The following is a 26,014-nucleotide window of genomic DNA, read 5'->3' as shown; positions in this document are numbered from 1 at the left end:
TTGGCTTGCGAAAGCAAGGCCCTGTAGCGCAGTTGGTTAGCGCGCCGCCCTGTCACGGCGGAGGTCGCGGGTTCAAGTCCCGTCAGGGTCGCTCAATTTACTATTTCAATAGTAGATTTGGTGTCCACTTAGTGGTACCAGGCTCTGTAGCTCAGTTGGTAGAGCGTTCGACTGAAAATCGAAAGGTCACCGGATCGACGCCGGTCGGAGCCACGCAGGCCCTCGGTTTATCCCGGGGGTTTTACTGTGTGACTTGAATTTATTCAAAGCACTAGGCCCTGTAGCGCAGTTGGTTAGCGCGCCGCCCTGTCACGGCGGAGGTCGCGGGTTCAAGTCCCGTCAGGGTCGCACACTAAACAGAAGCTCCGGATTCCGGGGCTTTTGCTGTATCCAGGGGCAGTTAGTTCGCGCGGCCAAGATGCCGCGGACCAATCCAGCGATTGCTCAGCCGGCGGTATGCGGCGGCGGCGCTAGTCATGTCCTCGTCTTCCAACGCCTGAATGCCGTGCATCAAGTCGTTCGCGGAATCATCGGGCCACACAATTTCTGCCAACAGGCCATAATCCAGTTCAATGACCGATCTGTTGTCGAAGGATTCCAGCCATCCGCCAAGGCTGCCCAGCTCCTCGAAGAGCTGCGACTGCGGCGCATGGGATGCCAGCGCTTGGACTGCCCAAGCCAGGCGGTCAATGGCCTGTTCGAAAGTGGCGTACATGCGAACCGTCTTCAGCTGCTCACCGCTGTGAACCAGCTCGTGCTCGTCGTCCTCGCGGAAGAGGGCAAACCAGCCCAGCGGGATGCCCCATGAAGAGGTCCTCGTGTGCAGATGGGTCAGGTCATTGGCCAGGCGGTCGGCATCAACGCGTTGTGCGTTAGCCTGCCGCGCTGCCGGCGGTACCAGCAGGTCGAAAACCTCGGCCCGCATGGCTTCTTCGGCTTGTTCGGCAGCGAGCAGGCTGCGTGCCTGCAATTGCCCCGGGCAATAGCGCGTGTGCTCGGCCCCTTGGTAGTCCAAGGACTTCACGCTGCGGAAGAATTCCGGCTCATTATGCGGGAACGGGTCGGAGACATGGCGCAGGGTGCGGCTCCACAGCCGCTCGTTCTCGAAGTCATCCCACTGCTCCGCGGTGCGCCGCGGGGTACGCAGGATGATGGACTGGGCCCAATCCTCGAAAGCATCCAGCGGCTCGTAGACGCGCAGGTGCGCTGTAGCTGCGGTCAGCTCTGCGGCGGGCCCAATCATCTTTGCCGCCATGACTAGTCGGCCAGCTCCACGATGACCGGGGCGTGGTCGCTGGCGCCCTTGCCCTTGCGTTCTTCGCGGTCAATGCTTGCGCCGGTTACGCGTGCGGTGAGCGCAGGCGAGGTGAGCGAGAAATCGATGCGCATGCCTTCGCCCTTCGGGAAACGCAACTGCGTGTAATCCCAGTAGGTGTATTCGCCTTCGGTGTGCGGGCGCACGACATCGGTGAAGCCCAGCTCCTCGAAGGCAGCGAAGGAGGCGCGCTCTGGCGCCGAGACGTGGGTCAACTTGTTCTCGAGGAAGAAGTCGATATCCCACACGTCTTCGTCCTTTGGCGCGATGTTCCAATCGCCCATCAAGGCAATCTGCGCCTCGGGGTTTTCCGCCAGCCATCGGGCGGATTCCTGCTTGAGCACATCCAGCCAGTTCAGCTTGTAGCCCATGTGCTCATCATCCAACGCGCGTCCGTTGGGTACATACAGGCTCCAGACACGCACTCCGCCACAGGTTGCCGCGATGGCGCGAGGCTCCTGGATCGGATTCTTGCCGGCCTTGCCGAATTCCGGCTGCCCGGGGAAGGTGCGCTCAACATCCTCGAGGCCAACGCGAGAAGCGATGGCAACGCCATTCCACTGGTTGACTCCGAAGTGCGCTACCTCGTAATCGTTGTTCTCGAACAGTTCCCAGGGGAAATTGTCGTCTTTGCACTTAGTTTCCTGGATAGCCAGGACATCTACATCGGTACGTCGCAGCCAGTCCTCAACACGGTCGGCGCGGGCTCGCAGCGAGTTCACATTCCAGGTTGCAATCTTCACTAGTTCAACCTATCAAGTTTGCTGTCTTGTGCCACTTCAATTTAGTTGGAAGTCCGAGTATATTCGACACTAGTAGGTGACCTCAATCACTCAAAGGAGAGTCTGTTGCCTGAGATTCTGACCGAACGCCGGGGGCACCTGGGGCTCATTACGCTGAACCGGCCGAAGGCCCTGAACGCCCTCAACGCGGACATGTGCCGTGACTTCCTCGACGTGCTGCTGGAATGGCGCGATGACCCGGATATCGCCCAGGTAGCGGTTATGGGCGCAGGGGAGCGCGGCCTGTGCGCCGGCGGGGATATCGTGGCGATCTACCGGGATATCTTGGACCGCAGCGGTGCTTCGGCAGACTTCTGGCGCATTGAATACCAGCTCAACGTCCTGATCGACGAGTACCCCAAGCCGTACATTGCGCTCATGGACGGAATCGTCCTAGGCGGTGGCATCGGCATCTCGGCGCATGGCAGCCATCGCATAGTTACCGAAACCAGCCGTTGCGGCATGCCGGAAGTCGGTATCGGATTCTTCCCGGACGTAGGCGGAACGCATTTGCTGGCGCGTGCCCCGCATGCGGCCGGACGATTGGCGGCATTGACTGGAATGAAATTCAGCGCGGCCGACACCATCGCTTTGGGCCTGGCCGACTCGTATGTGCCCAAGGCCCGGATCCCCGACGTGCTCGCAGACCTCGAGGCCCAGCCGGCCGCGTCGGTGCTGGCCAGCTATGCCGAGACTCCGGAGCCTGGCTTCCTGCACGAAGAATGGGTACAGGCCTTTGGCGAGGCAAGCACCCCAGCGGTCATGCGTGCACTGGAGCTGCACGACTGCCCGCAAGCCCAAGAGGTGTTGAAGGCATTGGGCGCCGCCTGCCCGAGCTCGGTGCGCTTGGCCGAAGAACTGATCCACCTGGCTGGATCGGATTTGAGAACAGACCTGCAACGAGAGTATCGGGCTGCCGTTCACCGGCTTGATGACCCCGATTTCGCCGAGGGGATTCGCGCCGCAGTCATCGACAAGGACCGCACTGCGCAATGGACGGAAGCAGTCCCGGGGCTAAGCCCGGGCCAGCGCACGCAACGGCATTTGGAGCCCCTGTTCGGGGCAGAACTAACTTTCGCACTGCTCGGTGAAGATCTAGCGGAAAAGAGCCACTCATGAACGCAAAACCAGTTATCGGATTCCTGGGCATGGGCCATATGGGATTGCCCATGGCCATCAACCTGCACAAGGCAGGCTACCGGATCAAGGGCTTCGACGTGGTTCCTGGCGCGGTGCAGGCCGCCCAAGAGGCAGGCATCGGCACTGTGGCTACCGGAGCCGAGGCGGCCGCCGGCGTGGACATCGTCATCACGATGTTCCCTTCGGGCAAGCACGTGCTCGATGCCTACCGCGAATACCTGCTCGATAGCGCCAAGCCCAATACGCTGTTCCTGGAGTGCTCCACAATCGACGTAGCGCAGGCCCGTGAAGCGGCGCAGCTTGCGGTCGCCGCGGGGCATCGAAGCGCCGACGCTCCGGTATCCGGGGGCGTGGTCGGGGCAGAAGCGGGGACTTTGACGTTCATGCTCGGTGCGCAAGCCGAAGATCTCGGAGAGATCACCCCGCTGCTGGAGCACATGGGCAAGCGGATCGTGCACTGCGGCGGGTACGGCGCAGGCCAGGCCGCCAAGGTCTGCAACAACATGCTGCTGGGCATCTCGATGATTGGCGCTGCCGAGGCCTTCGTGCTCGGAGAACGGCTGGGCTTGGAGCACCAGGCGCTCTTCGATGTCATTTCCTCCGCGTCGGGGCAATGCTGGTCGGTCACCACCAATTGCCCGGTGCCCGGACCTGTGCCTGCTTCCCCTGCCAATCGCGATTACCAGCCAGGATTTGCCGCAGCGCTGATGGCCAAGGACCTCGGCCTGGCAGCTAGCGCGCTGGAGCATACGAGTACCGATGCCCAGCTCGGCTCCCTGGCCGCAGCGCTGTACCGCAAGTTCAGCGATGAGGGCGATGCGGGAACCGATTTTTCCGGGATTATCAACGCGATCCGCGACGGATCGCTATAGGAAGTCCCCGGAGGCCTTGCGGAATCGGGCCAGGATCTCGAAAATCTCGGTGGCGTCGGTGCCGGAGAGATCGCTCTGGGCAAAGAGCTTTTCGTTCAGATCGCCGCGGGCCGCAGGCAGCACTTGCTGGCCTGCGGCCGTGAGTTCCAAAAGGCGGGTGCGGCCGTCGGTCGGGTGCGGGATGCGCCGCACCAAACCGGTGGCTTCCAGGCGGTCTACCGAGTTGGTCAGGCTGGTGGCGTGGACCTGCAGGAGCTGGCTGGCCTGGCTCATGGGCAGGGAGCCGCGCTTGGAGAAACCGAGCAAGGCGAGTACTTCGAATCGCGCAAAGGTCAGCCCGTGCGGCTTGAGGATGGCATCGGCTCGCTGCAGGTAAATCGATGCCGTGCGCATCACCGCGGTAATTGCGGCCATGGAGTCGGCCTCGGCTGACCATCCATGGGAAATCCATTGTTCCCTGGCTTGCGCGATTGGATCGCGTGAGAGCGGAGAAGTCATGTGCATACCCCCAAAAGAAGACTTAGTCCAACAATATACTTGGACATCCTATGGTTTGGAAGGAATCCCCGGATGGACCTCTTGAATGTGGCCGGAGAACTAAGTGGAACCGAACGGCAGCGACTGCTTGGAATCAGGCAGGTAGCGCAGCATCAGGTGCGCAAGCAGTCCGTTGGCTATTGGAACCGCGAAGAATTTCCGACCGAGCTGATCGGAAAACTGGCCGAACTCGGACTGGGCGGATTGCAGCTGGGGGACAGCTCGCATTTGCTGCGGGGGCTGATCCATGCAGAACTCGCCCGCGCCGATATTTCAATCTCATCCGTGGTCGGCATCCACAACGAACTGGTGCTCGGGATGATCCGCGAATTGGGGTCGGAAGAGCAGCGCGCGCAGTGGCTGGGCAAGCTCGCCGGCTTTGAAGCCTACGGCGCATTTGCGCTGACCGAACCGGAACATGGATCGGATATCGCCGGCGGCATACGGAGCACCGCGCAGCGCGACGGTGACCAGTACGTTCTGAACGGGGCCAAGCGGTGGATCGGCATGGGCACCTTCAGCGATTTCGCGCTGGTCTGGGCCAAGGACGAGGAAACTTCGCAGGTCGGGGCCTACCTCGTTGAAGCGGACCGCCCTGGATATAGCGCCTCCAAGATCGAACACAAGATCGGGCTGCGCAGCATGCAGAATGCGGATATTCGGCTGGAGAATGTGCGGATTCCCGTCGCGAATAAGCTTCCAGGGGTGACCAGCTTCGCTGCGGCAAACCAGCTATTGATGCAATCTCGCGCGTGGGTGGGGTGGCAGGCTGTCGGCGCGATGATGGCAACGCTCGACATCTGCAGCGAGTACGTCGCGCAGCGCCAGCAGTTCGGGCAGCCGCTGGCCGCTTTCCAGTTGATTCAGCAGCCCCTGGCCGAAATTGCAGGCAACCTGAGCGCCTGCCTTTCCATGATGGGCGATATTGCCCGCAAGCAAGAGCGCGCGGAATTGCACATGGTGGATGCGGCAATGGCGAAGTCGACTGCCACCCGCCTGGCGCGGGATTCGGCCGCCTTGGGCCGAGCGATGCTTGGCGGCAATGGCATTGTGAGCGATTTCGAAATGGCCAAGGTCTTCTGCGATGTCGAGATTCTCCATACCTATGAAGGCACCTATGAAATCAATTCGCTGATTGTGGGACGTGCCCTGACCGGAGTCAGTGCCTTCGTGTAGCCGGGGCATCCGTCCGTTGGAATCTTTCCAGCTAATTCATAACAAGTACTTTCCAAAGTGGAAAGTACTTGTTATGGTTGGGGAACCCGAAAGATCAAAGCCAAAGGAGCAGGACAATGAAGATGCCATTCAGCACCTGGTACACCATCATCACCGTTGCGGCAGGTCTGGCCTTCGCGGCAATGGCCATGACCGCCTATGCCACGGGCAACAACTCCCTGATCTTCATTGGCATGGGCTTCTTCATGGCAATTTGCATGACCATGACGTCCGTCTACGCACAGCGCCAGCAGAAGGCTCGCAAGGCGGCCAGCAAATGAGTTCCGGCAAGAAAATGAGCCCTGAAGAGCAACTGGCCGCCCTGGGGTCGGCGCGGCAGGGAATGCAGCGTGCCGCCGGGTACGGAGCCAAATTGCTGGGCACCTATTGCATCATCTTGGGAGTGCTCATGGGCGGCCTGGCCGCACTGCTGCAGGTCTTTCGTCCCGATGCGGATTTTATCGGCTTCATCGTCATCATGGCGTTGTTCTGCGTATCCGTTGCAGCAATGTCCTTGGCTTACGGGAAGCTCTACCGCTCGCTGCCGCGCGGGCATTCCAAGATGTATCTTCGGGGGTTCATTGCGAGCATGGTGCTTTACGCGGTGGCAGTGGCCTTGCTCGGGGCGGGACCCATGGGCTGGGGCGCCATCGCGTTGATCTGGATTATCGTTGCCGCGCCGTTGTTCCTGACCGGAATTGCGATGGTGCGCAAGTGAATGCCCATGCTCGCGAACGGCTCAACGACGACTTCTCCAACCCGGTACGGCTTTCACTGATGGGCTCCTTGCAAGCCGTGGACGAAGCCGATTTCAAATCCTTGAAAGAAGCCATCGGCATTTCGGATTCGGTGCTTTCCCGGCATCTGAGCGCACTGGAAGCCGGCGGTTACGTGCAGATCAAGAAAGGGTATGTGGGCAAAAGGCCTCGTACCTGGGCGAAGCTGACTTCAGCTGGGCAGGAGGCCTTTGCGCAACATGTCCAGGCGCTGAAGGAAATCACCGGCTTGGGGTAATCCTTAAGCGCGCCACCATTTGTCCCAGTAGGTGGCCGGTACGGTGCGCTTGTGCCGGGATCCCACGAAGCGCCTTTCGATGACCTCGGCTGCCGCAGGGTCAATCTCGCGGCCTTCGAGGTAGTCATCAATCTGCGGATAGGTCAGGCCAAGTTCCTCTTCATCTGCGCGCAGCGGCTGGCCGTCCAGCAGGTCCGCGGTAGGCTCCTTGGCCCACAGCAGCTCAGGAGCCTGCAGCTCGCGCAGCAGTGCCTGGTTCTGGCGCTTATTCAGCCCGGCCAGGGGCAGGAGGTCCGCTCCGCCATCGCCGAACTTGGTGAAGAAGCCGGTGATCGATTCGGCCGCGTGATCGGTGCCCAGGACCAGCATCCCGCGGTCCCCGGCCATGGCGTACTGCATGATCATCCGGGTGCGGGCCTTGAGGTTTCCGCGGTTGAAATCGCTCAGCGCCAGGTGGCCCGCATCGGCCAGGGCTTCATCGAAAGCGGCGACAGGCTTTTGGATGTTCACCTCGAACTGCTCGTCGGCAGCCACGAAATTCATGGCCGCTTCCGCATCGGCCGCATCCTTCTGCACGCCATGCGGCAGGCGCACCGACACGAAGCGCGCCTCGCCGCCGGATTCGCGCACCTCTTCGACGGCCAACTGGGCCAAGCGGCCAGCCAGCGTCGAATCGATGCCGCCGGAGATGCCCAGCACGAAACCCCGGGCACCGGTAGCGGCCAGATAGTCCTTGAGGAAGTCGATACGACGGCGAATTTCGTCGGCTGCGTCGATTTCCGGGCGCACGCCCAGCTCTTCAATGATCTTTGCTTGCAGTTCACGCATGCTTCTAATCCTAGGCATGAGCCCTCGCCGTGCGGTACCGCTGCACAGGCTGGGAACGAAAGTTAATCTGTTCTCAACAAATCCCGGAGGGGCTATTCGGAATCCTGGTCCGGGTCCCAGCCGAGATTGCGCGCGATCTTCTCCAAGGCTTCGACCACCGCGTCATATTCGGAACCGTCCAGATCCTGGCCGAACTGGGTGCGGATCTTTTCCACGAGCTCACTGAGCTTGAGCAACGAGGTGTGGCCCCGATCGGTGATGGAATACTCGCCGTTGATTGCCGTAACCCAGCCGGATTCGATCAACTCGGCAAGGTGCTCTCTCAATGATTGCGGTTCATCCGGCGAGGCGAAGAACGGGGAAAGCCCGGCGTCCAATTGCGCCTCGGTGGCAGGTTGCTGCTCCAGCAGGTTGAGCACCTGCCATTGCCTGCGTGTCACACCGTGCTCTTCCAAAGTCGCTGCAAACTGCTCGTCAATCAGCGAATCCACCAATTTCAGCCAGTAACCCAAGGGGCGTTTTGCGTTCATGGAATCAGCCTAGCCATGATGCCGACTAGAATCGAGGGTATGAGCGAAACCAGCGCCCGTGAGCGACTAAAAGAACTGATCCAAGAACTAGCCATTGTGCGCGGCAAGGTCACCTTGTCCTCGGGCAAGGAAGCTGATTACTACATCGATCTGCGCCGTGTAACCCTGCACCAGGAAGCCTCGGGCTTGGTTGGCGAAGTCATGCTTGGCTTGCTGGACGAGGCCAAGCTGGAATTCAGCAATGTGGGCGGCTTGACCATGGGCGCTGACCCGGTAGGCACCGCCATCATGCACACCGCCCGGGCCAAGGGCCGCGCCATCGACGCTTTCGTGGTCCGCAAGGCGCAGAAGTCCTACGGCATGGGCCGCCAGGTCGAGGGCCCGAGCGTGGAAGGCCGCGATGTCATCGTGCTCGAGGATACTTCCACCACCGGCGGTTCGGCGCTGACCGCTGTCGAGGGCGTGCGCAAGGCCGGCGGCAACGTGATTGCCGTGGCCGTGATCGTTGACCGCGACACCGGAGCCAAGGAACGCATCGAAGAAGAAGCCGGCGTTCCGTACCTGTTCGCCTACGGCAAGAACGAGCTGGGCCTGTAGCCGGCAAGCGATTCCCTGCACAGCACCTCGTTGCCCACCGGAGAATTCCCGGTGCGCGGCGGGGTGCTCTGCTTTTCCCGGCTAGCTGCTGCGCGCGGGGCCCGTGGTCTCGCGCGGGACGAGCACGGCAGGCAGGTGGCCGGGGGAGCGGACGTCCTCGCCCGCAAGCAGGCCCAGCAGCATGCTCACCGCCTGGGCGCCCATCTCATGCAGCGGCTGGCGCACGGTGCTCAGCGGGGGAGAGGACTGTGCCGCGGCCGGGATGTCATCGAAGCCGATGATCGAAAGATCGCCGGGAACCTGCAGCCCGCGCTCGCCGGCCACCTGCAAGGCGGCCAGGGCCGAGAGGTCATTGGCCGCGAAGATCGCCGTGGGCGGCTGGGGCAGGTCCAGCAGGTCATGGGCGGCCTGCACCGCGGCATCATGCTGGTAATCGCCATCGTGCGACAGCTGCCCATCGAATTCCACGCCGGCCTCTTCCAGCGCTTGGCGGTAGCCCTGCTCGCGCAGGTGCGCGGAAGCCAGGTCCCCGCGCCCGCGGATGTGCCCGATGCGGCGATGGCCCAGATCCAGCAGGTGCCGGGTGGCCGTATAGGCCCCGGAACGGTTGTCCACGTCGATGGCGATCGGCATTTCCGGACCGGCATGCGGGTCAATGGCGACGACCGGCACCGAGCTGTGCGGGACTTCCACGGTGGGGGTGACGATGATGGCGCCGTCGATCAGCGTTCCGCCCAAGCGGGACAGGGAGCGGCGTTCCCAGCCGGCATGCCCTTCGGGGGAAAGGTTGCCCGCGTAGGCCATCAAATCGTATTGGGTTCCGCGCAGGGTCGCGGAGATGCCGTTGAGCAGGCCCAGCGAGAAGGGCTCGAACTCCGCCACCAGGATGCCGATGATGTTGGTGCGGGTGCTGCGCAGCGAGGAGGCGACCAGCGAGGTCTCGTAGCCCAGTTCGCTGATGACCTGGTGGACCTTGGCGATGGTGGCCGGGGCGACCCCGTAGCGGCCGTTGACGACCTTCGAGACGGTGGAGACGGAGACCTGCGCGGCGCGCGCGACGTCGTTGATGGTCACGCGTGCGCTGGAAGGCTCGCCGGGGATCTGCGGCTGCTGGGCATTGGCGATCCCGGGGATTCCGGTCTGAGGGGTCATCACTCCACTAACAGTAGCGCAAAATACTCCGGAATTCCGTGACTTCACGGGGGCATGACGACCGATTGCGGATCTTTCGACAACGTTTTCGCAATGGATTTCGAAAACGTTATCGAAAACGATTGACATGACCTGCGTCACGGTGCAATTCTTGGTGGAGCCAATCGCCTGCCGTCCGATGCCGGCAGGTCTTCATCACAGCTGAGGAGCACGAGCATGTTATCCAAGATCCGAGGTGCGCAGATTCTGGCGCTGGCCGCCACGACTGCCCTGCTGGCCACCGGCTGCGCCGCCGATGCAGGCCAGGAAGGGACGTCGGCAGACGGAACCACCACCATCACCTGGTGGCACAACTCCAATAACGGCGACGGCAAGGCCTACTACGAACAGGTTGCAGCCGACTTCGAAGCCGCCCATGAAGGGGTGGAGGTCGAAGTCAGCGCCATGCAGCACGAGGACATGCTCACCAAGCTCGATGCGGCCTTCCAGAGCGGCGACGCCCCGGATGTCTACATGGAACGTGGTGGCGGGGAGCTCGCAGCCCACGTGGCCGCCGGGCTGACCAACGACCTGACCGAGGCGGCCTCCGAGGAAATCGCCTTCCTCGGCGAGAACGCCGGCGGCTGGCAGCTCGATGGCAAGACCTACGCCTTGCCGTTCTCGCTGGGCGGCGCGGGGTTCTGGTACAACAAGGCGCTGTTCAAGGAAGCGGGCATCGACTCGGCCCCGCAGACCTTCGATGAACTGATTGCGGCCACCGGGAAGCTGAAGCAGGCAGGCATCGACCCGATTTCCATCGGCGCCGGCGACAAATGGCCGGCAGCCCACTACTGGTACTACGCGGCAGTGCGCGAATGCTCCCAGCAGACCCTGGCCGATTCGGTCGCCAATCTCGATTTCAGCGACCAGTGCTTCACCAAGGCCGGGGAAGACGTGGACCAGCTGATCAAATCCGAGCCATTCAACCCGGGCTTCCTCTCTACCCCGGCGCAGTCCGGCCCCACCTCCGCTTCGGGCCTGCTGGCCACCGGAAAGGTAGCCATGGAATTGGCTGGCCACTGGGAGCCAGGGGTCATGCAGGGCCTGACCGAAGACGGCACTGGCATGGGGGAAGACGCCGGATGGTTCCCCTTCCCTGCCATTGAGGGCGGCCAGGGCGACCCGGCCGCGCAGCTTGGCGGAGGCGACGCCTGGGCAGTTTCCGAAGGCGCCCCCGACGCGGCGGTGGACTTCGTGAAGCACATGCTCTCCGACGAGGTCCAGCGCGGTTTCGCCGAGCTGGACATGGGCCTGCCGACCAACCCGGCGGCCAAGGACGCGATCTCGGATCCGGCATTGGCTTCGCTGATGGACGTGCGCGACAAGGCGCCATATTTCCAGCTGTACTTCGACACCTCGTTCGGTGCCTCCATTGGCGGGGCCATGAACGACGAGATCGCCCTGCTCTTCGCCGGCAAATCCGACGCGCAGAAGATCGTCGACGCCAGCCAAGATGCCGCTGACCTGGAGAAGTGATCCACGCCGTGGCCCCAGAAGTAACCTACGCAGCCAGTCCGCCAGCCAGCGGTGGCCCAGGGCTTTCCGAAAGGCGGCGTTCCACGCCAAGCGGACTGCCGCCTGCCGGTGCCAAGCGCACGCGCAAGCCCGCGCAGCGGCGCAAGAACCTGGAGATCCTGTTCTTCGTCAGCCCGGCATTGCTGCTGATCGCGGTCTTCATGCTGGTCCCCATCATCCAGGCCGTGCGCTTCTCGATGTACAACTGGAAGGGCTTCGGCCCGCTGGTGGACTTCGTGGGCTTCAAGAATTACGTCCGGGTGCTGGGCAACGAGGTGTTCACCGATGCCCTGGTCCATAACCTGGTCATCATCGGCGGCTCCATCGCCCTGCAGCTGCCGATCGGCCTGGGCATCGCCCTGCTGCTGAACCGGAAGATGAAGATCCAGTCCCTGCTGCGCACCATCATCTTCGTGCCCTACGTGCTGTCCGAAGTCATCGCCGGGGTGGTCTGGTTCCAGCTGCTGCAGCCGCAGTACGGGGTGATCGACACCATCTTGTCCAAGCTGGGAATCCAGGGGCCGGCCCAGGGCTGGCTGGGCACGCCGGAACTCGCTTTGTGGACCGTGCTGGCAGTGCTGACCTGGAAGTACCTTGGCCTGGCGGTGATCCTGTTCCTTGCCGGGCTGCAGGGGGTGCCGTCCGAGCTCTACGAAGCGGCGGAAATCGACGGCGCCTCCTGGTGGCAGATCCAGCGCAAGATCACCATCCCGCTGCTGGGCCCCACCCTGCGCACCTGGGGCTTCTTGTCCATGATCGGCTCGCTGCAGCTCTTCGACATGGTCTGGATCCTCACCGGCGGCGGACCGGCCAACGCCACCACCACGATGGCCAGCTTCCTGGTTTCGGAAGGAACCAAGCGCCAGAACTTCGGGATCGCCGCGGCCGCCTCGGTCATCTTGTTCATCGTCGCCCTGGTTCTGGCCATCTCCTACCAGCAGTTCATCCTCAAGCGGGATTCGCAGCCCGATGATGAGCGCACGAAGCGGAAGAAGGCCAAAGCATGAGCGCCACCCTGGCTACCAGGCCCCAGCACACCCCCGCCCAGGCAAAACGCGCCAAGCAGCGCAACGGCCGGCAAGGCGGAAACGTCCTGGTCTACGCCATCGCCTTGGCGGTTGTCGCGATCACCCTGGGCCCGGTCCTCTACGGGGTGCTCGGCGGGTTCCGCACCAACGCGCAGCTGGCCGAGAACCCGGCAGGCCTTCCCGAGCCGTGGGTGCTGGAGAACTACGCCGGCGTGCTGAAGAACCCGGATTTCTGGCAGTACGCGCTGAACTCCACGATGATCGCGGTGATCACCACCATCGTCGTGGTGGTCTTCGGCATCATGGCTGCCTACCCGCTGGCCCGCTACACGTTCCGCCTGCGCGAGCCGATCTTCATGGTCTTCGTGCTTGGCTTGCTGTTCCCGGCCACCGTGGCGATTGTTCCGCTGTTCATCCTGATTACCCGGGACCTGGACATGGGCAACACCTGGTGGGGCGTCGCCCTGCCGCAGGCGGCCTTCGCGCTGCCCATGACCGTGGTCATCCTGCGCCCCTTCCTGATGGCGCTGCCCCAGGAGCTGGAAGAAGCCGCCCAGCTCGATGGCGCCAGCCGCATCGGCTTCTTCTGGAGGATCCTGCTGCCATTGTCCGGGCCGGGCATGGTCACCGTCGGCGTACTGGCCTTCGTCGGCTCGTGGAACGCCTACCTGCTGCCGTTGCTGCTGCTGCAAGGGGATATGCGCACCTTGCCGCTGGGCGTCGCCGACTACTCCAGCGAGCACTCGGCCGACACCGCCGGCGTCTTCGCGTTCACCGCGCTGGCGATGATCCCGGCACTGATCTTCTTCCTGGCCATGCAGAAGCGCATCGTCAATGGACTGCAGGGCGCAGTCAAGGGCTGATCCGCCCCCGCAAGCAATCGAAATCTTTGAAGACAAGGAACTGCCATGAAAACCGTCGAGCAAACCTGGCACGACATCTCACTTCCTGCCGAACAGCGCGTCGCCGCGCTCATGGATGAAATGACCCTGGAAGAGAAAGCCGGGCAGCTGGGCTCGTTCTGGATCCGCCCGGAGGAAGAAAACCAGGACGGGGAAGGCAACGTCGCGCCGATGGCCGACACCTTCACCGCAGGCCCAAGCTTCGAAACCGCCATCAAGGACGGCTTGGGGCATATCACCCGCGCCTTCGGCACCATCCCGCTGGCCCCCGCCGAAGGCCGCGAACGCCTGGTCGAGCTGCAAGAACAGGTCATTGCCGCGAACCGCTTGGGCATCCCGGCCATCGCCCACGAGGAATGCCTGACTGGCTTCACCACCCTTGGCGCGACCTGCTACCCGGCGTCCATTGCCTGGGGCGCCACCTTCAACCCGGAACTCATTGGCGGCATGGCCCGGCGCATCGGCGCCGACATGCTGAAGATGGGAGTGCACCAGGGCCTGTCCCCGGTCTTGGACGTCACCCGCGACTACCGCTGGGGCCGGGTGGAAGAGACCATGGGCGAAGACCCCCACCTGGTTGGGGAGCTGGGTGTAGCCTACGTGCGCGGGCTGCAGGACTCGGGGGTGCACGCCACCTTGAAGCACTTCGCCGGCTACGCGGCCTCGCAAGCCGGGCGCAACCACGCGCCGGTCTCCATGGGCCCCCGGGCGCTGGAAGACACGGTGTTCCCGCCGTTCGAACGCGCGGTTCGCGAGGGTGGAGTGAAGTCCGTGATGAACTCCTATGCGGACGTGGATGGCGAAGCGCCCGCTGGCAGCCACCGGCTGCTCACCGAAGTGCTGCGGGGCCGCTGGGGCTTCGCGGGAACCGTCGTGGCGGACTACTGGTCCGTCAGCTTCCTGCACAGCATGCACGAAGTCGCAGAAGACGAGGACGCCGCGGGCCGGCTGTCCCTGGAAGCCGGCATGGACGTTGAGCTCCCGGAGACCACCGCCTTCGCCAACCTGGCCCAGGCGGTCCGCGCCGGAGCGCTGGAGCAGGAAGTCCTGGACACCGCGGTGCGCCGCGTGCTGGCCCAGAAGCTGCAGATGGGCCTGCTGGATCCGGGCTGGAACCCGCGCCAGGCCTGGCTGGGCGATGACGTGGAACTGGATTCGGCCGATAACCGTGCCCATGCCCGGAAAATGGCCGAGGAATCGATCATCCTGCTGCGCAACGAGCAGATCCTGCCCTTGGCCAGCCCGGCACGCTTGGCGGTCATCGGGCCCAGCGCCTCCCAGCCGCGCACCCACCTGGGCTGCTACTCCTTCACCAATCATGTCTACTCGCGCTTCGCCACGCAGCAGGACTACGGCGTGCCGATGGCCTCGATCCTCGAAGCCTTGCAGCAGGCTCCCGCGCTCGCCGGATCGCAGATCGAGTATGCCCGTGGCGTGGACTTCACCGATCTGGATGATTCGGGCATCGCCCAGGCGGTCCAGGCCGCCCGCAACGCCGAAGTCGCGGTGGTTGCCGTTGGCGACCTCGCCGGGCTCTTCGGCCGTGGCACCTCGGGGGAGGGCTGCGACGTCGTCGACCTGCGCCTGCCCGGGCGGCAGGGGGATCTGGTGGAAGCCGTGCTGGCCACGGGGACCCCGACGGTGCTGGTGCTGGTCACTGGGCGCCCGTATTCGCTGGGGCAATTCGCTGATCGCACCGCGGCCATCATCCAGTGCTTCATGCCCGGGGTGGAAGGCGGGCCGGCACTGGCTGGCGTGCTGACCGGCGATGTCAACCCCTCGGGCAAGCTGCCGGTGCAGATCCCCGACCATATCGGCGGGCAGCCGGGCACCTACCTGGCTTCCAAGCTGGCGTGGCATTCAGAAGGCGTAACCAACCTCGATCCGCGTCCGCTCTACCCCTTCGGCTACGGCAGCTCCTACACCAGCTTCGAGATCTCCGGGCTGGAACTGCCGGAAACTGAAATCGCTGCCGACGGCACCATTCGGGTCAGTGCCACCGTGGCCAATACCGGAGCGCGCTCCGGTGCCGAAGTGGTGCAGCTGTACATGGCTGACGCGGTGTCGCAGGTGGTGCGCCCGCGCCGCTGGCTGGCCGGCTTCGCCAAGGTGCAGCTTGAGGCAGGGGAGTCGAAGCGCGTGGCTTTCACCGTGCATGCTGACCGAACCTCGTTCACCGGGCTGTCCGGGAAGCGCATTGTGGAACCGGGCAAGTTCACCGCGCTGGTGGGAACCAGCAGCGAGGACCTGCCACTGCAGGCCGAGTTCCGGATCACCGGGAAGGTGCGCGAAGTGGCCGAGGGCCGCGTGCTGGACACCCCGGTGGACATCGCGTAGCCGCTAGGCGGTGCGCCGCCGCAGGGCAGCACCTGAAAGTGCTCGAACCGCTGCGCCAATACTAGAATGGCGCAGCGGTTTCAAACACTTAATCTAGTTGCTGTCTAGGCGTGCGACACATGTTCGAATCTGTTCCGCGAAGAGGTAGATATCTTCCAGCTCGTCAATTGGATGCCGAGTCTCCTTTTTGTCTTCGTCAAGGAGCCCGATGTATTTCTGGGCTTTTGCATTGAAGTGGAGCCGGGCGATCGTTCGTCGATTGTTATCGTCTAGCAAGATTCCAAAATATGTTTTGCTATCGCGGTGAGTCACTCGATTAGGTTTGACTTCGCTACACGCAATCGCCTTGATGATTTGGTACCCAGCAAGTTCTTCTTCGGTGGTGACTACCCCGGTCTTATCAGATTCCTCTTTTGCCTCGACGGCGTTTTCAACTGATTTGTGAACCTGTTCTGAAGTCCGTTGGCCGTCTGGAAGTGGCACCTCAATGGCGTCGCCTTCATGTAACGCGTTTTTAAGTCGTTCATGCACTTTTTCTTTCAAAAATTGCTTAGTTGCTTTACCAACTAATTCAGTGAAAAGTGCTAAGTTATCTGCGGTCGCTCGACGTTCGGTTACCTTGGTCATCAGCAATCGAACGAAATCTTTTCCTGGCTCCTTGAACTCGTTGCCAATTTCGCGTTTCAACGCTCCGACATACTTGAGCTCTTCAGCTGAGTTCAACACTGAATCTAGATTGAAAGTTTCTTTAGTGAGCTTTGTGAGTTCAGGGTAGACAATTTCGTCTACGTCTAGCAGGTCAAGTACGAGGAACGGCTTCTGATCCATGATGTTTGGAGCGTCTAGATCCGTGAAGAAATGATAGGCCTGCCCATTAGTTAACACGCCGATTCGGGCGTTGGTAACTGAAAAATACCGGAAAAGCTGCGAAGCATGCTTGACGTTGAGAGAGTCACCAACATGTTTGCACTCGATAAGAATCTGAACTTCGCCGTCTTTCATGATCGCGTAGTCAACTTTTTCCCCCTTTTTCATTCCATGGTCGGCCGTGAATTCCGGAATCACTTCGAGGGGATTAAATACGTCGTATCCCAAGACGCGCGAAATAAATGGCATAACGAATGCGTTCTTCGTTGCTTCTTCAGTCTGGATCGAATCTTTCTGCGCACGTATTTTGGCGGAAAGGTCTTCAATTCCTTCTATGATCCCCAATTCATTCCCTCACTTTTGAAATTGTATAAGCGTAAAACGACATTCTGAACTGCACGACAATTTCTGATGTTATCAGACGAGCGAGACAATAAAGCTTAGACGAGAATCTGTTCTTTCGAGTAAAATTAATGTCGCGTTCAAAGAACGTCAGGAAATGGGGCATCGGATCCAGTTAAGTCATGTCATCCAAAAATCTAAGTATTTCTAGGCGGTGCGCCGCCGCAGGGTCAGGGAACCGACGATCAGCGCGGCGGCGATCCAGGCGGCGATGACCAGCATGCTTCTTGCCGTCGCCGAATCCACTGTTCCCGCCGCGGCATCCGAGAGGGCGTCGATGGCGTGGGACAGCGGAAGCCAGTCGCCGATGGCCTCCAGCGCGCCGGGCAGCTGCTCGCGGGGCAGGATGATTCCGGACAGCAGGAACTGCGGGATGACCAGCGCCGGCATGAACTGAACCACCTGGAATTCGGTGCGTGCGAAGGCGCTGGCCATCAGGCCGAGGCTGATGCCCAGCAGCGCGTCGAGGGCGGCCACCGCGAACAGCAGCCAGAAACTGCCTTCGATCTCCAAGCCGCAAACCCAGATGGCGAAACTGACCGCGATCATGGTCTGGAGGATCGCAACCAGGGTGAACGCCAGCGCGTAGCCGAAGATGAATTCGCCCTTGGCCAGCGGCATGCTCAGCAGGCGCTCAAGTGTTCCGCTGCGCCGCTCGCGCAGTGTTGCGATGCTGGTGACCAGGAACATGACCACGAATGGGAACAAGGCGATCATGGCCGGGCCGATGCGGCTGAAGGCCGGGGTGTCGGTGAAGATCCATGCGATCAGGCCGATTAGCAGGCTGGGCACGATGAGCATCAAGGCAATGGTCCGCGGGTCATGGCGCACCTGGGCCAGGACCCGCCCGGCGGTGGCGAGTGTCCGTTTCATGGCTGGTTCCTTTCGGCCTCGGCCCGATGCTTCGGTGCAGGTGCGGTGCCCCTTGGCGGCTGCCCGGTGCCGCCTGCCGCGATCAGGGCAACGAAGGCATTTTCGGGATTGTCTGCACCGGTTGACTCCATCAATGCAGCCGGGCTCATCTGGCCGAGCAGCTTCCCCTCGCGCAGCAGCAGGATTTCATCGCAACGCATGGCTTCGTCCATGACATGGCTGGAGACGACAAGGCACAGGCCGGTGGCCGCCAACTGCGGGAACATCGCCCACAGATCCGCACGCAGCACCGGGTCCAAACCCACCGTGGGTTCATCCAGGATGACAATTTCCGGCGAGCCGAGCAGCGCGATGGCCAAGGACACCCGATTGCGCTGTCCGCCGGACAGGCCCATAGCCAGCCGGCCAGCCTGGTCCGCCAGGTCCGTGGCTTCGAGGACTCGATCCACTTCGGCTGGGGGCTGGCCGAGGATCTTGGCGAAGTAGGCGATGTTCTGCCGGACACTCAAATCGTCATAGACGCTGGCTGCCTGGGTCATATAGCCGACCCGGTTGCGCAGGGACTTGTGCCCGGCGGGCTTTCCGAGAACGGAGACTGTTCCGCTGCTGATGACCTGGTTGCCCACGATGCTTCGCAGCAAGGTGCTCTTGCCGCTGCCGCTGGGGCCGAGCAAGCCGATGATCCGTCCCGGCGCGAGCTGGAATTCCACGTGGTCCAGGACCAATGCCCTTCCGCGTCTGACGTCGAGCCGCTGCACATCGACACAAGCCGTTTTATTCATCACATAATGAATTAGGGACCTCTGCCAGCAGCATGTCAATGGTTCAACGCAGGCAATTGGCCGGTGAGGTAGCGCTGGATGGTGGGGGCCACCAGCTCGATAACCTGCTCATCATCCATGGAGGCCAAAGGCTCCAAGCCAATGATGTAGCGCGCGACAATCAGGCCGACAATCTGGCTGGCCACCAGGGCTACCCTCGGCTCGGCGCTTTCTTCCGGCAAACGCGCACCCAAGCGCGAGAAGATCTGCTCTTGCAGGAATGGACGGAGGATTTTCGCCGCGCTGCTGCTGGAGACCAAGCCCCGGATCATTGCCGTTGCAGCCGTGCGGAAAGCCGGCTTGCTCCAGGTAGCGAGCAATGCGCGAGTCAGCGCCTCGCCCATCTCCTCCAACGGCGCTGTTGCCGCCTCGGCGATGATTTCCCCTGGGTTGACGGGGATGCGCATGGTCTGGACAAACAAGTCGCTCTTGTCCTTGAAATAGTGGTGAACCAGTGCTGGATCCACCCCGGCTCGGCGCGCTACCGACCGGAGGCTGGCTGCCTCGTATCCGGCACGGGAGAACTCCTTGGACGCGGCTTTGAGGATCGCCGCTCTAGTTGTCCCCGTGTTGCTGCCTTTGGGCCGTCCACGCTTCCGCGCGCTCGGGACCTCGTTCGGTACTTGCTCGGTCACGGTTTCAGCATACTTCCGGAATCTTGCGTCAACGCAGCAAGGCCGGGCAAAAGCCCGGCCTTGCTGAATCCGCTAGCTGCTACTTCTTGGCTGCAGGCGCTTCCGCTGCAGCGGTACCCTTGGCGAGTTCCGCGTGCAGATTCGCCACGGATGGGAACTGCAGGTCCGGGCGGAACGGGAAAGTGTCCATGTCCTCGCGGGCGGTGATGCCGGTGTAGACCAATGCGGTCAGCAGTCCGGCTTCCATGCCCGCAACGATATCGGTGTCCATGCGGTCGCCGATCATTGCGGTGGTTTCCGAGTGCGCATCGATTCGGTTCAGGGCAGAACGGAACATCATTGGGTTCGGCTTGCCCACCACGTATGGCTCGCGGTTGGTTGCACGCGAGATCAAAGCCGCGATCGCACCGGTGGCTGGCATAATGCCTTCGGTGGACGGCCCGGTAGCGTCCGGGTTGGTGGCGATGAACTTCGCCCCGCCTTCGATCAGGCGGATGGCCTTGGTGATGGCTTCGAAAGAGTAGGTGCGGGTTTCGCCCAGCACGACGTAGTCAGGGTTCTGGTCGGTCATGATGAACCCCGCATCATGCAGGGCAGTGGTCAAACCGGCTTCGCCAATGACGAAGGTGCGGCCGCCGGGGCGCTGGCGAGCCAGGAACTCTGCAGTGGCCATCGCGGAGGTCCAGATGTTTTCCTCCGGGACGTCCAGGCCCGAGGCCAATAAGCGGGCACGCAGATCGCGCGGGGTGTAGATGGAGTTATTGGTCAGGACCAGGAAGCGCAGGTTGTTGTCGCGCCAGTAGCTCAGCATCTCGGCGGCGCCCTTGATGGCCTGGTTCTCGTGAACCAATACGCCGTCCATGTCCGTGAGCCAGCATTTGATGTCGTGGACAGTTCGCGTACCGCGGATTGAAGTTGTCACGAGGCGTGGATCCTCCCTAGGGAAATATTTGGTGGGAGCTATCGGCACTGAAAGTATCCCGTTCTATTAAGAGATTACACAGGCGCACGCAAATGCGCCGTGAACAAGGGCGCGAACATAACGAACTAGGCTTAATACTGTGAACGAAGAAACGCATGAACCAGTTAATGACCCGAGCGCGCAGCATGTGATCGGAGTAGGCCCCTGGGAGGGGGAACTGCCAACCGACGGAAAATACGATCCCCAGTTGCTTGCCGAGGGCGACCGGCGCAACGTCGCGGACAAGTACCGCTACTGGACGATGGACGCCATCATTGCTGATCTTGACGAACGCCGCCACGATTTCCATATCGCCATTGAAAACTGGCAGCACGATATGAACATCGGCACCGTGGTACGCAGCGCAAACGCTTTCCTGGCCAAAGAAGTCCATATCATCGGCCGTCGCCGCTGGAATCGACGAGGCGCCATGGTTACTGATCGTTACCAGCACGTACGCCACCATGCAACGGTGGAGGAGTTCGTTGCCTGGGCTGAGGGCGAGGGGTTGACGATTCTGGGAATCGATATCTTCCCGGACTCCGTTCCACTGGAGACCTACGACCTGCCGAAGGACTGCGTGCTGGTCTTCGGGCAGGAAGGTCCGGGACTCAGCCCGGAAGTCCACGTTGCGGCCAAGGACACCTTGTCCATCGAGCAGTTCGGCTCGACTCGTTCAATCAACGCGGCATCCGCAGCCGGGATTGCCATGCATGCGTGGGTACGCAGGCACGTGTTTGGGCAAAAAGTAGGTTAACAAGAAATTTAATACTGACGAGTTTAGTCGAGCATCTGGATTAGTTATCATTTTCCGCCTACTCTGGGTTTTAGTTATGAAAACGTGATCTGGGAGAGGGCGGTCGTGAAACGACGTCATCAAGTAAACCGTGACTTGCTGTTGCCCGGGCTGCCTCGACGCAGAAGGCCATTGGTTATATGGTCCACTTCTATCGTCGCCGCGCTCGGACTGACGGGAGCCCTGGCGATCCCGATCATGGCTCAGGCCGGTGACTCCAGGCAGGGCGATATCCCTGTAGGCATCGATGCTGTGGCAGATCCATCAATGTTCAACGGACCGGTCTACGTCAGTGCAGATGCGCCGCTGAACTCATTTGGCGGTTCCGGCAAGGAGCTGGCTATTGACGGCCGTCCCGTTGGAATGCTTGATGGCGCTGACGCGGGCTCAGAAGCGTCCGGCAATGACAACGAATCCTCAGCTCTGCTTGCGGGCATGGTCGGCGAGCTCGGCAAATTGCCTGGCGACCTGCAACTGATGCACCCGGTCAAGACCCGCAGTATTTCCAGCCCTTATGGCTGGCGTGCCAACCCTACCGGTCCTGGCAACCAGATCCACATTGGCCAGGACTACCCTATTTCCTGCGGCTCGCCGGTCTACGCTTCTGAAGCTGGAACGGTGACCGTATCGGCATGGGCTGGGCACTCCGGCATGCGCGTGACTATCGACCACGGCAGCAATGTCCAGACTGGCTACAGCCACAATTCGAAGTTGATTGCCAAGGTGGGGCAGCGAGTCGAGCAGGGTGAACTGATCGGCCTGGCTGGCACTACCGGCAACTCGACCGGTTGCCACGTGCACTTCGAGGTCATCATCGACGGCCGTTGGCATGATCCGCGCAACTACCTGCCAACCATTCCGGGCCAGCGCCAGGCGATGATTAATTCGCAGCGGCTGACAGTCAATGCGGGCAGTGCTCCCAAGGGCAACGGCTCCCGCGTTCCTGATAAGGCTCCAAGCGGCCCGGATCCAGACGTCATTGTCCCCGAGGATGACACTCCAAGCATTCCACGGCCGAAGCCAAGCCCATCGGAATCACAGCGCCCGTCGCCGAGCGAGAGTGAAAGCCCGAGCGGTTCGCAGTCTCCAGATGGTTCACAGAGCCCGGACGGTTCGAAGAGCCCTGATAGCTCGAAGAGCCCAGATAGTTCCAAGAGCCCTGACGATTCGAAGAGTCCAGGCGCTACGGACGGACCCGAAGATCCGGATGCCACTGATGAGGTGGAGGCTCCAACTCCAGAGCCAACGAAGCCAGAAGAAGAAGCCGTTACGGATACTCCAACCGGCTCAGCTTCTGCACCAAAGACGGATTCGTCGAAGTCGGCCTCGACCGGAACTGAAACTCCGGCGGCTTCCAAGAGCTCTGCATCAGTGCCCAGCACCACGACCAAGACACAGCTAGCTCCGTCGGGAAGCACCTCTGTAAGCGCAACAACCGAATAGAGAACGTAAAAAGCCAGCGGCCAACCATAATGAGACAAGCTCTCATCTGGGTTGGCCGTTTGCTTTGCGGTAAACCGCGGAATTCCCCGTGTCACGATACGAGATTTAGGGCTTAGTTAGTGACATAGCCGATAGGATGGATGGCGAACCGCCGTCAATGGAGACGCGTAACCTCGCTAATCACCAGGAGTGAAGCATGCCTATCGCAACCCCCGATAAGTACAATGCAATGATCGATGCTGCCAAGGCAGGCGGCTACGCCTTCCCAGCAGTGAACGTGACCAGCTCGCAGACTCTGAACGCCGCAATTCGCGGCTTCGCAGAGGCTGAATCCGACGGCATCATCCAGGTCTCCACCGGCGGCGCCGCATACTGGTCTGGTGCATCCATCAAGGATATGGTTACCGGCTCGCTGGGCTTCGCGGCCTTCGCGCGCCAGGTTGCCAAGAACTACGGCGTGAACATCGCCTTGCATACCGACCACTGCCCAGCGGACAAGCTGGACGGTTTCGTGTTGCCGCTGCTGGCCGCTTCGGAGGCTGAAGTCGCTGCAGGCCGCGATCCATTCTTCAACTCCCACATGTGGGACGGCTCGGCTGAGACCCTCGAAGAGAACCTGCGTATTGCTGCTGAACTGCTGCCACGCACCGCTGCCGCGAAGCAGATCCTCGAAGTTGAAATTGGTGCCGTGGGCGGCGAAGAAGATGGCGTCGAGAACGCGATCAACGACAAGCTGTACAGCACCGTCGAAGATGCCTTGGCTACCATCGAGGCTTTGGGCGCCGGTGAAAAGGGACGCTACATCACCGCGCTGACCTTCGGCAACGTCCACGGCGTTTACAAGCCAGGCAACGTAAAGCTGCGCCCAGAGATCCTGAAGGATATCCAGGCCCAGGTTGGTGCCAAAATCGGCAAGGCTAACCCATTCGATCTCGTATTCCACGGCGGATCGGGCTCCTCCGAGCAGGAAATCGCTGACGCTGTTGCCTACGGCGTGATCAAGATGAACATCGACACCGACACCCAGTACGCATTCACCCGTCCGGTCGCAGGCCACATGCTGGGCAACTACGATGGCGTGCTGAAGATCGACGGCGAAGTTGGCAACAAGAAGACCTATGACCCGCGCGTTTGGGGCGCCAAGGCTGAAGAGTCCATGGCTGCCCGCATCGTTGAAGCTGCCCAGCAGCTAGGCTCGGCCGGAAAGTCGCTGAAGTAACCATGGTCGGAGAAAACCTGCTGGGTATCCCGGAAACCCTGCTTCCGGAAGAAACCGAAGTGCTGGCACGCTATGAAGCCGGTGATGAAGCCACGGACTTGGCGGCAAAGTTCCCTGCCTCGTCACTGGTTTGGGCGCTGCTTGCCAACGAAGCGCACAGTGAGGGCCGCATCGTGGAGTCGTACGCGTTCGCACGAGTTGGCTACCACCGAGGCTTGGACTCGCTGCGCAAAGCCGGCTGGCGCGGACAGGGCCCTGTGCCTTGGCGCCATGAGCCAAACCGAGGCTTCCTTCGCTCGCTCTATGCGCTGGGCCGTGCGGCCGCAGCCATCGGCGAGACTGAAGAAGTCGACCGCATCGGCAAGTTCCTGAACGATTCGGATTCGACGGCCAAGGCTGAAATCGAAGCTGGCAAGTAAGCGATACTCCAACAGCTAACGGCGGCTATTCTCGCAAAGAGAATAGCCGCCGTTAGCTGTTTAACGCTTCGAGGGCATGCTCAAGAAGTAAGAGAACTCGGGTGCGCGGAAGCTGAGTAAAACCAGCCAGACGGCACACTCTCCGTCAGCAGAAGGCAAACATGCAAGTCAAGACCTATTCAGTAACATGAGGGCGTTCTCATGTTGTTCTACTTTTGGACTCATTTAGTTCACCTAAAGTTCATAAAGAAGGGATCATCACTTCAAACTTTTGAAAGGGATAGCAATGTTGTCATTCTGGACGGGACTAGCCTCAAACGTCATCGGCATTACGGTTCTGGTGTACTTCGTATACTTCCGCCGCCACTTCCGCCGCGACCTCGTGCTCGCATATATCGCCTTGAGCATGGGAATCTTCGCGGTCACCTTGCTGCTTTCAGGCAGCGGCGCAGGCATGGGGCTGGGGCTGGGGCTCTTCGGCATCCTCTCAATCATTCGCCTTCGCTCAGACACGCTGACCCAGGAAGAAGTCGCCTACTACTTCATTTCGCTGGCCATTGGTTTGGTCAACGGCCTGCACCCGGACCCGGCATGGCTGGCTCCAGCGGCCACCGCGGCCCTGGTTCTGGTGATGTTCCTTGCTGACCACCCGAGCTTCGCTCCGCGCACCGAGCGCCAGACCGTGACCCTGGAACGTGCCCACCCGAAGAAGGCGGATCTGCAGGCTGCATTGGAAGAACTGCTGGATGCCAAGGTGCTGCGAACCGTAGTTGTCGAGCTGGACATGGTTCGCGATTTGACCATCGTTGATGTCCGCTTCCGTACCAACGCTGCCGGCAGCAAGTCCAATGCCAAGTCCAGCGCATCCGAGAGCTTCTCCGGCACTTATGAATTGGCGAACAGCCAGTCCGCACCGGCAGCGCAGAACGGAGCCAAGCAGGAGACGTGGTCCTGATGACTGCGCTTGCAACCAAGAGCGCGGACGTCGTTGCCTCCCAGGCGCGCGCGGCTCTTGAAGAAGCCGTCATCGGCCGGGAGCCGATCAGTCTCGAAGACGTGATCTCCGAAGCGGCGCTGCAGACCCGAGTCGACAAGAAGTTCCTGTTGGCCCCAGAGGAGTTCACGGCATTATCCGAGCGCTTGGGCGATCAATTCAAGATCATGCAGATCGATGGCCTGCGCACCTTCCGCTACGAATCGGTGTATTTCGATACCGAGGACTACGACCAGTACCGCGCCCACCGCCAGGGTCGGCGACGGCGATACAAGGTGCGCTCGCGCACTTATGCTGACACCGGGCTGTCGATGTTCGAGATCAAGACCAAGGGGCTTCGCGGCTCGACGGTGAAGCATCGCGTCGAGCAGGATCTGGACAGCGCCGGCGAGCTGACCGAAGAGAACCTCGAGTTCTTGGAATCGGTCCTGCGCAGCGAGTACGGGCAGGACGTGCCCCAACTGCAACCTGTGCTGGACAGTGACTACCGGCGTGCAACTTTCGTGAACCCCATCGATGGCGAACGGCTGACCTGCGACGTTGAACTGGAATACGCCAACGGCGATTCGAGGGTTGACGGACCGGACCTGGTTGTCGTGGAGACCAAGTCCGCTGATGGCCGGGGCGCGTCGGACCAGGCCTTGGCCGAGCTGGGCATCCGAGAGGTATCGATGTCCAAGTATTGCATCGGCATTGCACTGCTGAACCCGCAGCTGCCGGCCAATCGCTGGAGCCGTTTGCTCCAGCAGAGCTTCGTTCCGGATCCGACGTTGCGCTAGAT

The 26,014-nt window shown here is 61.4% G+C and carries 28 protein-coding genes and 3 tRNA genes; 20 read left to right on the top strand and 11 right to left on the bottom strand.

Features of this window, described 5'->3' with window-relative positions; translation table 11 throughout:
- Positions 1-17: 17 nt before the first annotated feature.
- The 3 genes from ACIQTS_RS14575 (at position 18) to ACIQTS_RS14565 (ending at position 348) form a co-directional block, all read left to right on the top strand.
- Positions 18-91 (top strand) — tRNA-Asp (locus ACIQTS_RS14575).
- Positions 92-140: 49 nt separating this feature from the next.
- Positions 141-213: transfer RNA gene (locus tag ACIQTS_RS14570), tRNA-Phe, on the top strand.
- A gap of 61 nt (positions 214-274) precedes the next feature.
- Positions 275-348: transfer RNA gene (locus ACIQTS_RS14565), tRNA-Asp, on the top strand.
- A 52-nt stretch (positions 349-400) separates the two neighbouring features.
- Here ACIQTS_RS14565 and ACIQTS_RS14560 read toward each other — a convergent pair.
- Positions 401-1,255, bottom strand: a complete 855-nt coding sequence (locus ACIQTS_RS14560) for a hypothetical protein (protein ID WP_286134704.1) — start codon at positions 1,253-1,255, stop codon at positions 401-403.
- 2 nt (positions 1,256-1,257) lie between these two features.
- Positions 1,258-2,058 carry an exodeoxyribonuclease III gene (locus ACIQTS_RS14555; RefSeq protein WP_105657885.1) on the bottom strand — a complete coding sequence of 267 codons (801 nt, stop codon included), beginning with the start codon at positions 2,056-2,058 and terminating at the stop codon, positions 1,258-1,260.
- A 105-nt stretch (positions 2,059-2,163) separates the two neighbouring features.
- On the opposite strand from ACIQTS_RS14555, the gene ACIQTS_RS14550 reads away from it, so the two are divergent.
- Positions 2,164-3,216, top strand: coding sequence for a 3-hydroxyisobutyryl-CoA hydrolase (locus tag ACIQTS_RS14550; protein WP_402473746.1), 1,053 nt, complete (start codon positions 2,164-2,166; stop codon positions 3,214-3,216).
- Positions 3,213-4,109 (top strand): 3-hydroxyisobutyrate dehydrogenase, encoded by an 897-nt coding sequence (gene mmsB / locus ACIQTS_RS14545; protein ID WP_332727630.1) that lies wholly within the window; start codon positions 3,213-3,215, stop codon positions 4,107-4,109. The genes ACIQTS_RS14550 and mmsB overlap by 4 nt, the downstream gene beginning before the upstream one ends.
- Here mmsB and ACIQTS_RS14540 read toward each other — a convergent pair.
- Positions 4,104-4,607 carry a MarR family winged helix-turn-helix transcriptional regulator gene (locus tag ACIQTS_RS14540; RefSeq protein WP_105658003.1) on the bottom strand — a complete coding sequence of 168 codons (504 nt, stop codon included), beginning with the start codon at positions 4,605-4,607 and terminating at the stop codon, positions 4,104-4,106. The two genes, mmsB and ACIQTS_RS14540, sit on opposite strands and share 6 nt — an antisense overlap.
- 72 nt (positions 4,608-4,679) lie before the next feature.
- On the opposite strand from ACIQTS_RS14540, the gene ACIQTS_RS14535 reads away from it, so the two are divergent.
- From ACIQTS_RS14535 to ACIQTS_RS14520, 4 genes are all read left to right on the top strand, one after another.
- Positions 4,680-5,822 (top strand): acyl-CoA dehydrogenase family protein, encoded by a 1,143-nt coding sequence (locus ACIQTS_RS14535; RefSeq protein WP_402473745.1) that lies wholly within the window; start codon positions 4,680-4,682, stop codon positions 5,820-5,822.
- 116 nt (positions 5,823-5,938) lie between these two features.
- Entirely contained in the window at positions 5,939-6,142 is a 204-nt protein-coding gene (locus tag ACIQTS_RS14530; protein WP_402473744.1) for a hypothetical protein, read from the top strand.
- Complete coding sequence (locus ACIQTS_RS14525) at positions 6,139-6,579, top strand: hypothetical protein (protein WP_402473743.1); 441 nt, start codon at positions 6,139-6,141, stop codon at positions 6,577-6,579. The genes ACIQTS_RS14530 and ACIQTS_RS14525 overlap by 4 nt, the downstream gene beginning before the upstream one ends.
- A complete protein-coding gene (locus ACIQTS_RS14520; RefSeq protein WP_105657891.1) occupies positions 6,576-6,875 on the top strand; it encodes a transcriptional regulator in 300 nt (99 codons plus the stop codon). The genes ACIQTS_RS14525 and ACIQTS_RS14520 overlap by 4 nt, the downstream gene beginning before the upstream one ends.
- Positions 6,876-6,878: 3 nt before the next feature.
- On the opposite strand, the gene nadE is transcribed toward ACIQTS_RS14520, so the two are convergent.
- Complete coding sequence (gene nadE, locus ACIQTS_RS14515) at positions 6,879-7,703, bottom strand: ammonia-dependent NAD(+) synthetase (protein ID WP_402473742.1); 825 nt, start codon at positions 7,701-7,703, stop codon at positions 6,879-6,881.
- 92 nt (positions 7,704-7,795) lie between these two features.
- Positions 7,796-8,233: a MarR family winged helix-turn-helix transcriptional regulator gene (locus tag ACIQTS_RS14510; protein ID WP_400291026.1), complete on the bottom strand. Its 438-nt coding sequence runs from the start codon at positions 8,231-8,233 to the stop codon at positions 7,796-7,798.
- A gap of 39 nt (positions 8,234-8,272) precedes the next feature.
- Here ACIQTS_RS14510 and pyrE point away from each other — a divergent pair, with 39 nt between their 5' ends.
- Positions 8,273-8,830 (top strand): orotate phosphoribosyltransferase, encoded by a 558-nt coding sequence (pyrE, locus tag ACIQTS_RS14505; protein ID WP_400291028.1) that lies wholly within the window; start codon positions 8,273-8,275, stop codon positions 8,828-8,830.
- Between the two features lie 81 nt (positions 8,831-8,911).
- Here pyrE and ACIQTS_RS14500 read toward each other — a convergent pair whose 3' ends face one another.
- Complete coding sequence (locus tag ACIQTS_RS14500; protein WP_105657895.1) at positions 8,912-9,982, bottom strand: LacI family DNA-binding transcriptional regulator; 1,071 nt, start codon at positions 9,980-9,982, stop codon at positions 8,912-8,914.
- Positions 9,983-10,198: 216 nt separating this feature from the next.
- On the opposite strand from ACIQTS_RS14500, the gene ACIQTS_RS14495 reads away from it, so the two are divergent.
- The 4 genes from ACIQTS_RS14495 to ACIQTS_RS14480 are packed head-to-tail and all read left to right on the top strand — an operon-like array spanning position 10,199 to position 15,803.
- Positions 10,199-11,497 (top strand): extracellular solute-binding protein, encoded by a 1,299-nt coding sequence (locus ACIQTS_RS14495; RefSeq protein ID WP_402473741.1) that lies wholly within the window; start codon positions 10,199-10,201, stop codon positions 11,495-11,497.
- Between the two features lie 8 nt (positions 11,498-11,505).
- A complete protein-coding gene (locus ACIQTS_RS14490) occupies positions 11,506-12,543 on the top strand; it encodes a carbohydrate ABC transporter permease (RefSeq protein WP_105658004.1) in 1,038 nt (345 codons plus the stop codon).
- Positions 12,540-13,427, top strand: coding sequence for a carbohydrate ABC transporter permease (locus tag ACIQTS_RS14485; RefSeq protein WP_105662657.1), 888 nt, complete (start codon positions 12,540-12,542; stop codon positions 13,425-13,427). Before ACIQTS_RS14490 ends, ACIQTS_RS14485 begins: the two co-directional genes overlap by 4 nt.
- Before the next feature lie 45 nt (positions 13,428-13,472).
- On the top strand, positions 13,473-15,803 hold the full coding sequence (locus ACIQTS_RS14480; protein ID WP_402473740.1) for a glycoside hydrolase family 3 N-terminal domain-containing protein: 2,331 nt from the start codon (positions 13,473-13,475) through the stop codon (positions 15,801-15,803).
- Positions 15,804-15,896: 93 nt separating this feature from the next.
- On the opposite strand, the gene ACIQTS_RS14475 is transcribed toward ACIQTS_RS14480, so the two are convergent.
- The 5 genes from ACIQTS_RS14475 to ACIQTS_RS14455 form a co-directional block, all read right to left on the bottom strand.
- Positions 15,897-17,015 carry a type I restriction endonuclease gene (locus tag ACIQTS_RS14475; protein ID WP_286134242.1) on the bottom strand — a complete coding sequence of 373 codons (1,119 nt, stop codon included), beginning with the start codon at positions 17,013-17,015 and terminating at the stop codon, positions 15,897-15,899.
- 204 nt (positions 17,016-17,219) lie between these two features.
- Entirely contained in the window at positions 17,220-17,945 is a 726-nt protein-coding gene (locus tag ACIQTS_RS14470; protein ID WP_402473739.1) for an ABC transporter permease, read from the bottom strand.
- Positions 17,942-18,727 carry an ABC transporter ATP-binding protein gene (locus ACIQTS_RS14465; protein WP_402473757.1) on the bottom strand — a complete coding sequence of 262 codons (786 nt, stop codon included), beginning with the start codon at positions 18,725-18,727 and terminating at the stop codon, positions 17,942-17,944. The genes ACIQTS_RS14470 and ACIQTS_RS14465 overlap by 4 nt, the downstream gene beginning before the upstream one ends.
- 35 nt (positions 18,728-18,762) lie before the next feature.
- Entirely contained in the window at positions 18,763-19,401 is a 639-nt protein-coding gene (locus tag ACIQTS_RS14460) for a TetR family transcriptional regulator (protein WP_402473738.1), read from the bottom strand.
- A gap of 79 nt (positions 19,402-19,480) precedes the next feature.
- Positions 19,481-20,323: an HAD-IIA family hydrolase gene (locus tag ACIQTS_RS14455; protein ID WP_105662652.1), complete on the bottom strand. Its 843-nt coding sequence runs from the start codon at positions 20,321-20,323 to the stop codon at positions 19,481-19,483.
- 139 nt (positions 20,324-20,462) lie between these two features.
- On the opposite strand from ACIQTS_RS14455, the gene ACIQTS_RS14450 reads away from it, so the two are divergent.
- The 6 genes from ACIQTS_RS14450 to ACIQTS_RS14425 all read left to right on the top strand — a co-directional run bounded on the left by ACIQTS_RS14450 (position 20,463) and on the right by ACIQTS_RS14425 (position 26,012).
- Positions 20,463-21,119 (top strand): RNA methyltransferase, encoded by a 657-nt coding sequence (locus ACIQTS_RS14450; protein ID WP_105662651.1) that lies wholly within the window; start codon positions 20,463-20,465, stop codon positions 21,117-21,119.
- A gap of 105 nt (positions 21,120-21,224) precedes the next feature.
- Positions 21,225-22,601, top strand: coding sequence for a peptidoglycan DD-metalloendopeptidase family protein (locus ACIQTS_RS14445; RefSeq protein ID WP_402473737.1), 1,377 nt, complete (start codon positions 21,225-21,227; stop codon positions 22,599-22,601).
- A gap of 196 nt (positions 22,602-22,797) precedes the next feature.
- Complete coding sequence (fbaA, locus tag ACIQTS_RS14440) at positions 22,798-23,820, top strand: class II fructose-bisphosphate aldolase (RefSeq protein ID WP_105657905.1); 1,023 nt, start codon at positions 22,798-22,800, stop codon at positions 23,818-23,820.
- 2 nt (positions 23,821-23,822) lie between these two features.
- The gene (locus ACIQTS_RS14435) at positions 23,823-24,239 is read left to right on the top strand and encodes a DUF3151 domain-containing protein (RefSeq protein ID WP_105657906.1); all 417 of its coding nucleotides are present in this window, start codon (positions 23,823-23,825) and stop codon (positions 24,237-24,239) included.
- 286 nt (positions 24,240-24,525) lie between these two features.
- On the top strand, positions 24,526-25,194 hold the full coding sequence (locus ACIQTS_RS14430) for a DUF4956 domain-containing protein (protein ID WP_402473736.1): 669 nt from the start codon (positions 24,526-24,528) through the stop codon (positions 25,192-25,194).
- Positions 25,194-26,012 carry a polyphosphate polymerase domain-containing protein gene (locus ACIQTS_RS14425; protein ID WP_402473735.1) on the top strand — a complete coding sequence of 273 codons (819 nt, stop codon included), beginning with the start codon at positions 25,194-25,196 and terminating at the stop codon, positions 26,010-26,012. The genes ACIQTS_RS14430 and ACIQTS_RS14425 overlap by 1 nt, the downstream gene beginning before the upstream one ends.
- Positions 26,013-26,014 lie beyond the last annotated feature (2 nt).

The organism is Glutamicibacter sp. NPDC090743, from assembly GCF_044769125.1.
In the GTDB taxonomy this organism is placed as follows: Bacteria; Actinomycetota; Actinomycetes; order Actinomycetales; family Micrococcaceae; genus Glutamicibacter.
This window is presented reverse-complemented; position numbering and strand designations above follow the sequence as displayed.

Coding starts and splice junctions, on each gene's coding strand:
- ACIQTS_RS14560 (WP_286134704.1), bottom strand. CDS start 1,255: ATGGCGGCAAAGATGATTGGGCCCGCCGCAGAGCTGACCGCAGCTACA.
- mmsB (WP_332727630.1), top strand. CDS start 3,213: ATGAACGCAAAACCAGTTATCGGATTCCTGGGCATGGGCCATATGGGA.
- ACIQTS_RS14540 (WP_105658003.1), bottom strand. CDS start 4,607: ATGACTTCTCCGCTCTCACGCGATCCAATCGCGCAAGCCAGGGAACAA.
- ACIQTS_RS14535 (WP_402473745.1), top strand. CDS start 4,680: ATGGACCTCTTGAATGTGGCCGGAGAACTAAGTGGAACCGAACGGCAG.
- ACIQTS_RS14530 (WP_402473744.1), top strand. CDS start 5,939: ATGAAGATGCCATTCAGCACCTGGTACACCATCATCACCGTTGCGGCA.
- ACIQTS_RS14525 (WP_402473743.1), top strand. CDS start 6,139: ATGAGTTCCGGCAAGAAAATGAGCCCTGAAGAGCAACTGGCCGCCCTG.
- nadE (WP_402473742.1), bottom strand. CDS start 7,703: ATGCGTGAACTGCAAGCAAAGATCATTGAAGAGCTGGGCGTGCGCCCG.
- ACIQTS_RS14510 (WP_400291026.1), bottom strand. CDS start 8,233: ATGAACGCAAAACGCCCCTTGGGTTACTGGCTGAAATTGGTGGATTCG.
- pyrE (WP_400291028.1), top strand. CDS start 8,273: ATGAGCGAAACCAGCGCCCGTGAGCGACTAAAAGAACTGATCCAAGAA.
- ACIQTS_RS14500 (WP_105657895.1), bottom strand. CDS start 9,982: ATGACCCCTCAGACCGGAATCCCCGGGATCGCCAATGCCCAGCAGCCG.
- ACIQTS_RS14495 (WP_402473741.1), top strand. CDS start 10,199: ATGTTATCCAAGATCCGAGGTGCGCAGATTCTGGCGCTGGCCGCCACG.
- ACIQTS_RS14485 (WP_105662657.1), top strand. CDS start 12,540: ATGAGCGCCACCCTGGCTACCAGGCCCCAGCACACCCCCGCCCAGGCA.
- ACIQTS_RS14480 (WP_402473740.1), top strand. CDS start 13,473: ATGAAAACCGTCGAGCAAACCTGGCACGACATCTCACTTCCTGCCGAA.
- ACIQTS_RS14470 (WP_402473739.1), bottom strand. CDS start 17,945: ATGAAACGGACACTCGCCACCGCCGGGCGGGTCCTGGCCCAGGTGCGC.
- ACIQTS_RS14465 (WP_402473757.1), bottom strand. CDS start 18,727: ATGAATAAAACGGCTTGTGTCGATGTGCAGCGGCTCGACGTCAGACGC.
- fbaA (WP_105657905.1), top strand. CDS start 22,798: ATGCCTATCGCAACCCCCGATAAGTACAATGCAATGATCGATGCTGCC.
- ACIQTS_RS14435 (WP_105657906.1), top strand. CDS start 23,823: ATGGTCGGAGAAAACCTGCTGGGTATCCCGGAAACCCTGCTTCCGGAA.
- ACIQTS_RS14430 (WP_402473736.1), top strand. CDS start 24,526: ATGTTGTCATTCTGGACGGGACTAGCCTCAAACGTCATCGGCATTACG.
- ACIQTS_RS14425 (WP_402473735.1), top strand. CDS start 25,194: ATGACTGCGCTTGCAACCAAGAGCGCGGACGTCGTTGCCTCCCAGGCG.